3 protein-coding genes are annotated in these 7,516 nt (G+C 75.7%); all 3 read right to left on the bottom strand.

Going from position 1 to position 7,516, the window contains the following annotated elements:
• Nucleotides 1-25: 25 nt before the first annotated feature.
• Complete coding sequence (locus ABZY91_RS40745) at nucleotides 26-1,033, bottom strand: phosphatidylinositol-specific phospholipase C domain-containing protein (RefSeq protein ID WP_355409145.1); 1,008 nt, start codon at nucleotides 1,031-1,033, stop codon at nucleotides 26-28.
• A gap of 193 nt (nucleotides 1,034-1,226) precedes the next feature.
• The gene (locus ABZY91_RS40740; protein WP_355409143.1) at nucleotides 1,227-4,043 is read right to left on the bottom strand and encodes a BTAD domain-containing putative transcriptional regulator; all 2,817 of its coding nucleotides are present in this window, start codon (nucleotides 4,041-4,043) and stop codon (nucleotides 1,227-1,229) included.
• A 224-nt stretch (nucleotides 4,044-4,267) separates the two neighbouring features.
• Entirely contained in the window at nucleotides 4,268-7,096 is a 2,829-nt protein-coding gene (locus ABZY91_RS40735; protein WP_355409141.1) for a BTAD domain-containing putative transcriptional regulator, read from the bottom strand.
• Between the last annotated feature and the right edge of the window lie 420 nt (nucleotides 7,097-7,516).

Here is a 7,516-nt window from a genome sequence, read left to right as displayed (position 1 = left end):
GGCAGCAGTCGCCGTCGCCGGGCAGTCACCGTCCCAGGGGGGATGACCCGCACCATGACCACTGACACCCTTGCCCTGCCCGCCGCCCTCGGCGGGTGGCGCTGATGGCCGGGGCGACCTTGTGGGCGTCGGTCATCGTCAGGAGGTAGTGGCGCGCGTCGTACCAGGAGGTGTCGATCCCGCCGGCGTAGGCGGCGGCGTCACCGTCGAACACCACGAACCACGGCCGGATCGACGTCTCCGCGTACTTGGTGCGCGGGTCGCCGGACGCGGCGCCGTGCACGGCGGGGAAGATCCGCGCCTCGCCGGTCCGGCCCGCCGCGGCCAGGTCGCGCAGGTGGCGGGCGTACTCGATGTCGGTGGGCAGGGTGTCGAAGGGGTTGCCCTCCTCGAAGGAGCCGGGGATCACGTACACCAGCACCCGCCCGGCGAGCGCCGCCCTGGTCGGCCAGTTACCCGCGCGCACCGCCTCGTCGGCGGTCGCGTACGAGCCGCCGCCGGGCTTGGCGAGCACGTCCGCCGGGCGCAGGACGGCGGCGCCCAGATGAGCGGCGATCAGCGAGTCGAGGTGGGCGGGGCCCATGCCGCGGTTGCCGGCGAAACCCGCCTTGAGCTCCAGCTTGATGACGAGCGGGCCGGCGCCGGGGTGGGCACCGAGCCAGACCCGGACGTCGTCCAGGCAGGTCTCCAGGTTCTTGTCGCCCCCGCCGGTGTAGAGCTGGGCGGGGGTGCTCGCGCTGACGCAGTTGTTGGCGTTGCCGAGCGGGTTGGAGTGGCTGACCTTCCACTCCTTGGTGACGGTGTCCGTCCAGGCGTCCAGCTCGATCATGCCGGTGCCCGTGTCGAGTCCCTGGGCGAGGAAGCCGAACGCCGCCGGGTCGTAGGTGTTGTGCAGACCGACGGTGGTGGCCGAGCCGAACGGGAGGTCGCCGGGACCGACCGCGGCCGTGACCGGCCGGACCGGCAGCAGGACGGCGGCCGCGACGAGCAGGCCGGTGAAGAAGGTGCCGGTGAGGGAGCGGCGGTCGGCCACGTGTCTGTCCCCTTGTCAGAGCGCGTCGGCGGACGCCCCGCCGCAGTGAGCATGACGCATCCGGCCGTCACCGAGGTGAAGGGGGCACGACACGTTCGTGAGGGTTGCGCACCGTACCATCCGCGGCGCCGCGGATGGTGGGCGGGGGGGGCGCCGGTACGGCGGTGCGGCGGGAGGACGGGTCCGGGTGCCGTCAGGGCTGCGCGGCGGGGAGGCCGGCGAGCTTGCCGCGGAGTTCGTCGGTGGACGGGTGGCCGATCTCCTCGGCGATCGTCAGGGCCTGCCTCCAGGTCTGCCGGGCCGCGTCCGGGTCTCCCGTGGCGAGGTGGGTGTCGCCGAGGTGGCCCAGGATCTCCGTCTCGCCGTAGCGGTCACCGAAGCCCCGGTCCAGCTCCAGGGCCCGGCGGTAGCAGTCGACGGCCTGGGCGTGGTCGCCGAGGTGGTGGTGCACGTGGCCGAGGCTGTCCCAGGCGCCCGCCTCGCCGTGCCGGTCGCCGATCTCCCGGTTGAGCCGCACCGCCTGGACGCAGTGGTCGAGGGCCGTGCGGTGGTCGCCGAGCATGATGTTCAGCCAGCCGACGTTGTTCAGGGCCCGGGCCTGGCCCCCCGCGTGACCCGTCTGCCGGTACAGGGCGAGCGCCTGCTCGACGTGGCCGAGCGCCTCCCGCTGCCGGTCCTGCTGGACGAGCACCCAGCCCAGACCGCGGTGGGTGTGCGCCTGGCCCGTACGGTCGTCGAGCAGCCGGTAGAGGTCGAGGGCGTGCCGGAAGTGGCCGTGGCCCTCGTCCGGTCGACCCATCTGGGTGTGCACGCTGCCGAGGCTGCGGTGGGCCCCCGCCTGCCGGGCCGGGTCACCGAGCCGCCGGGCCGCCTCCAGCGCGGTCCGCTGGGTGGCCGCCCAGTCGTGCCAGTGTCCGCGGAAGTCGAAGAACGTCTCCAGGGCCCACGCCAGGTGCCAGGCGTGCGCGTCCAGACCGGCCGACACCGCGCGGTCGATCGCGCCGAGCAGCACGGCGTGCTCGGCCGTGAACCAGGTGAGGGCCGCGCCGTGGTCCGCCGGTTCCTCCGGGGTGACGCCGGGCCCGGCGGGCGCCGGGCTCACCCGGTCCCGGTGCGGATCCAGCCGCTCGGCGGCGAATCCGGCGGTGTGCACGTAGAAGTCCATCAGCCGCAGCAGCGCCCGGTCGTTGCCGTCCGGCTCCTGGCGTGCGCGTTCGGCCGCGTGGAGGCGGACCAGGTCGTGCAGCCGGTAGCGGCCGGGCACGGGCTGCCGGACGAGGTGCGCGTTCTCCAGTTCCCGCAGCGCGGTCCGTACGGCGCCGGCCGGCCAGGCCGTCAGCGCCGCGACGGCGGCCGTCCCGATCTCCGGCCCCGGGGCCAGGCCGATCAGCCGGAACACCTCGGCCGCCCCGGCACCCAGGGCGCGGTAGGAGACGGTGAACGCCGCCCGCACGTCGGCCGTCAGGTCACCCGCGTCCAGGGCGTCCAGTCGCGCCGACTCGTCCCTGAGCTCCTCGGCCAGCACGGCCAGCGGGAAGCCGGGGTGCGCGGCCGCCCGGGCACCCACCACGCTGATCGCCAGCGGCAGGCCCGCGCAGTGCTCCAGCAGGGCGGTGACGGCCGCCGGTTCGGCCTCGGCGCGGGCCGGCCCCAGGTGGCGGAGCATCAACGCGCGGGCGTCCGGCGGGGCCAGCACGTCGAGGGTCAGCAGCCGGGCGCCGTGGGCGCTCGCCAGACCGGCCAGCCGACGGCGGCTGGTGACCAGCACCGCACAGGTGGCGCTGCCCGGCAGCAGCGCGGCGGCCTGCTCGGCGTCGGCTGCGTTGTCCAGCACGATCAGCATCCGCCGGCCCTGGACCAGGCTCCGGTACAGGCGCGCCTGTGCCTGCGCGGCAGCGGGCACGGCGTCGGAGGACACCCCCAGCGCGTCGAGGAAGGCGCGCACCGCCACGGTCGGCGCGAGTCGCTCCCCCGACGGGTCGAAGCCGCGCAGGTCCGCGTACAGCTGGCCGTCCGGGAAGCGGTCGAGGTTCCGGTGCGCCCAGTGCAGGGCCAGCCAGGTCTTCCCGATCCCGCCGCTGCCGCCGACCGCGCAGACCGCCACCGCGTCGCCGGGCGGGTGCGGCGCGGACAGCGCCCCGTCCAGCTCCGCGAGTTGCCGGTCGCGGCCGGTCAGCCAGGACGGACAGGCGGGGAGCTGGCGCGGCACGGGGACGGCGGGCGGACCGGGGACGGCGGGCGGACCGGCGCGCGGGGCCGGCCGGGGGGCGGCCAACCCGGGGTCGTCGGTGAGGACCTGCTGGTGCAGCCGCATCAGCGCCGGGCCGGGATCGGCCCCCAGTTCCTCCGCGAGTCTGCGCCTCAGCCTCCGGTAGTGGGCCAGGGCGTCGGCGCTGCGGCCACTGCGGCACAGCGCGAGCATCAGCTGACCGGCCAGCCGCTCGTCCAGCGGGTACTGTGCGGTGCGGGCGGTGAGCGCGGGCAGCACCTCGCCGTGCAGGCCGTTGCGGAGCGAGAGGTCGGTGCCGTCGAGTTCGGCCGAAAAGCGTTCCTGTTCCAGGCTGCGGCGCAGCTCGTGGAACCACGGGGTGTCGACGGTGGCGAACGCCTCCCCCCGCCACAGCTCCAGCGCCTGCCGCATCAGCTCCGCCGCCTGCTCGCCGTCCGACGCCCGGGCCCGCGCGGCGAGCAGACGGAAGCGGTGCAGGTCCACGGCGCCCGGTTCCACCTCCAGGACGTAGCCGCCGGCCTGCCGTCCGATCCGCACCTCGGTGCCCGCGCCGTCCAGCGCCCGGCGCAGCCGGGACAGGTAGCTGTACAGCGTGCCCATGGCCCGCTGCGGGGCCCGGCCCGCCCAGACCCGTTCGACGAGTTCGTCGGCGGGCACCGCCCGGTTGGCGTCCACGAGCAGCGCGGCCAGGACGCAGCGCTGGCGCAGGTGTCCCACGTCGGCGGGGCGGCCAGCGACGCGTGCCTCGATCGTGCCGAGTACCCCGAACTCCACCGTCATCCCGACCGCCCCCTCCGGCGGAACCCTAGCCCGGCGCCCCCCGGCCCGTGCCGGGAACGCCCGGGTTCTCCGCCCGGCCCCGACGTTTTCCGCCGCGGGCGGGGCGCGGGGCGGAGTGACGGTGCGTCGGGGACGGCGGGTCGGGGTGCGGCGGGTCGGGGTGACGGCGGCGGCCGTCGGTCGGGGGCGCCCCGGATCGGGGTGCGGGGAGGAGGTCGTGTGGGTCAGGCCGGGACGCAGTCCCGGATCTTGGCGGCGAGCCGGGCCACGTCGTCCAGCCGGTGCGTGAGGTCGGTCTGGACCTCGGCCGCCTCCTGCCAGGCGGCGCGCGCGTCGGCGACGTGGCCCGCCGCGTGGTGCGCGTCACCGAGGTGTTCGAGGTTCTGCGCCTCGTTCGAGCGGTGGCCGATGGTGCGGTTGATGACCAGGGCGCGCTCGTAGCAGTCGGCGGCCTCCGGGTACCGGCCCAGGCCCTGCAGGGCGAATCCGATGCTGTCCAGGGCGTTGGCCTCGCCCCGGTGGTCGCCCACCTCCCGGTGGTAGTCCAGCGCCCGGCGGCAGGTGTCGGCCGCCTCGGCGTAGCGGCCGAGCTGCGCGTAGTCCCAGCCCGCCGCGTTGAGGGCCCTGGCCCGGCAGATGCCGTCGCCGGCCGTGTCGAACAGGTCGAGGGCGAGCAGGTCGTGCCGCAGCGCCCGTTCCTGGTCCCCCCGGACCTCCCACAGGTATCCCAGGTGCAGCTCGGCATGCCCCTCGGCCTCCGGCCGCCCGAGGGCCCGGCAGAGCCGGACCGACTCCTCCAGGTGGGCGAGGGCCTCGTCGTGGCGGCCCAGTTCCATGGTGGCGCAGCCCAGTTCGCGGTGTGCGCGGGCCTGTTCGGCCCGGTCGCCGGCGGCCGTGGCGGCGTCGAGCGCCGCCTCGAACACGGCCAGCACGTCGTGCCACCGTGCTCCCCTGCCGAGGAACGTGCTCAGGGTGCTCGCGAGTTGCCAGGCGGGGGCACCCGGCCGGATGCCCGACCGGGTGCCCGACCGGATGCCGCCGGCCTGCTGCACGAGCGTGCCCAGCACCGGGTACTCGGCGGCGAACCAGGCATGGGCGGCCTGCTCGTCGGCCGGCCGCCACGGGCCCGAGCCGGGCTGCGGCGGCGGCAGCGGCGGCGTGTCCTGGTGGACGTTCAGCAGGCTGTCGCAGGCGAGCGCGGTGTGGAGGTAGTGGTCGACCAGCCGGTCGAAGGCGCCGTCGCGGTCCGCGTCCCCCGCGACGAGTTCGAGGGCGTGGGCCCGGACCAGGTCGTGGAGGGTGTACCGGCCCGGGCGGTCCTCGGTCAGGAAGTGGGCGCGGGCGAGTTCGGCGACCACCGGACGGACGTCCGGAACCGGCTCGCCGACGAGCGCGGCGGCTGCGGCGAGGGAGACGTCCGGGCCGGGGTGCGCGCCGAGGAGGCGGAAGAGCCGTTGCGCGGGCCCGCCGAACGTCCGGTAGGAGGACGTGAGGACGGCCCGGACGTCGGCGGTCGTGTCACCGTCGCCGGCGCCGAACGCGTCGAGGGTGTTGCGCACCCTGCCGAGGTCCTCGGCCAGCGCGGACAGGGCGAGTTCGGGCCGGTCGGCCGCCCGCGCGGCGAGGACACCGATCGCCAGGGGCATCCCTCCGCACAGCGCGAGCAGCCGGTCGGTGGCGGCCCGTTCGGCCTCCGGACGCGGGTGTCCGAGGTGGCTGCCGAACAGCCGGGCGGAGTCCTCACCGGACAGCGCGCCCAGCGTCAGCACGTGCGCTCCGTGCGCCACGACGAGGCCGGGCAGTCGACGGCGGCTCGTGACCAGGGCGGTGCAGCCGAGGCCGCCGGGCAGGAGGGGGAGGACCTGCTCGGTGTCGTGGGCGTTGTCCAGCACCACGAGGATCCGCTTCGCCGCCGTCAGGCTGCGGTAGAGGCCGGTCTGCCCGTGGAGGTCGGTCGGCACGGCGTGCGGGGCGACCCCGAGTGCTTCGAGGAAGCCGCGCAGGGCGGTCTGCGGCCGGATCGGGGGCTCGGAGGGATCGAAGCCCTTCAGGTTGACGAACAACTGGCCGTCGGGGAAGGAGTCCAGGTTGTCGTAGGCCCAGCGCAGAGCCAGCCAGGTCTTGCCCATCCCGCCCGCCCCGGTGACCGCCAGGACGGGGCGGGCACCCTCGCCCCGACGCGGACCGAGCCGCTCCAGCTCCGCCTCCCGGGCCGTGAACCGGTCCGGCGGCAGGGGCAGTTGGCGCGGCACGACGAACCCCGGCTCGGCGGACGGCGGCGCGGCGGCCACCGGGGCCGACTCCGTCCTCGGCGCCTCCAGTGCGGGATCGGCGGCCAGGATGCGCAGGTGCAGACGGCGCAGCTCCGGACCGGGCTCGACGCCGAGTTGTTCCGCGAGCTCCCTCCGGGTGCGCTCGTAGTGCTCCAGTGCGTCCGCCTGGCGTCCGCTGCGGTACAGGGCGAGCATGAACCGGCCCGCCGGGCCCTCGTCGAGGGGGTGGCCCGTCACGAGTCGCTGCAGGTCGGCGAGCACCTCCGCGTGCTCGCCGCAGTCGAGTCTGAGGTCCATCAGGTCGGCCTCGGCGGTACGGTGCCGTTCGTCGAGCCGCGTCCGCAGTTCGTTCAGCCAGGGCGTGTCGATCCTGGGCAGCAGCGTGCCGCGTCTGAGCGCCACCGCCTGCTCCAACAGGAGCCTGGCGCGAGAGGGTTCGGCGGTCCGCGCCTCGCCCGTCCAGCGTGCGAAGCGGTACAGGTCGACCGCCATGGGGTCCACGTCGACCGCGTACCCGCCGCCCCGGCGCTCGATCCTGGCCTCGTCGGACCCCTCCAGGGCCTGCCGGAGCCGGGAGAGGTAGCTGTAGAGGGTGCTCCGGCCGCCACGGGGCGGGGCCTCGCCCCAGACCCGTTCGAGCAGCTGCTCCGCGGTCACGCAGGCGTCACGATCGGCCAACAGGGCCACCAGCACGCACTGCTGGCGCGGGTGCCCCAGGTCGACGGCCCGCCGGCCGATCAGCACCTCGACGCCCCCGAGCAAGCGGATCCGAACTGACATGTCGTCAATCTCCTTGCTTTCGAGCGGAATCAGGGCGGGGAGCGGGCCGCCCGTGGCAAGCGTAGCCATCGCCGCCGGAACGCGACATCGGCGCTGACCTGCGGGTTCAACACCCCTCGCAAGGTCCGGGCAAGTCCCGGCTGCGAGATTCGGATCTGCCGCACCGGCCGGGACCGCGGTCGCACCACCGTCCGGCGGCGCGCGTCGAGGCGCCGGACGACCGCCCCGCACACCACAGGAGGAAACCGTGCAGAACGGCCTTCACCGTCCAGGACGACAGGGGCGGCAGGGTGGCGGGAGCGGAGGCGGCCCGGACTCGTCCGGGGGTGGCGGGGGCGTGGGCGCCGACGGGGGCGGCGCCCACGGAGGAACGGGGCCCGACGGGGGGACCGGGCCCCGCGGGGGTGGGGACGCCGGCGG

It is taken from the genome of Kitasatospora sp. NPDC002965 (assembly GCF_040611255.1).
Taxonomy (GTDB): Bacteria; Actinomycetota; Actinomycetes; order Streptomycetales; family Streptomycetaceae; genus Kitasatospora.
The sequence above is the reverse complement of the archived record's forward strand: the minus strand, read 5'-3'. Positions and strand labels throughout refer to the sequence as shown.

What these genes read in the sequence shown, in the direction of transcription:
- ABZY91_RS40740 (WP_355409143.1), bottom strand. Translation starts at nt 4,043, where the DNA reads ATGACGGTGGAGTTCGGGGTACTCGGCACGATCGAGGCACGCGTCGCT.
- ABZY91_RS40735 (WP_355409141.1), bottom strand. Translation starts at nt 7,096, where the DNA reads ATGTCAGTTCGGATCCGCTTGCTCGGGGGCGTCGAGGTGCTGATCGGC.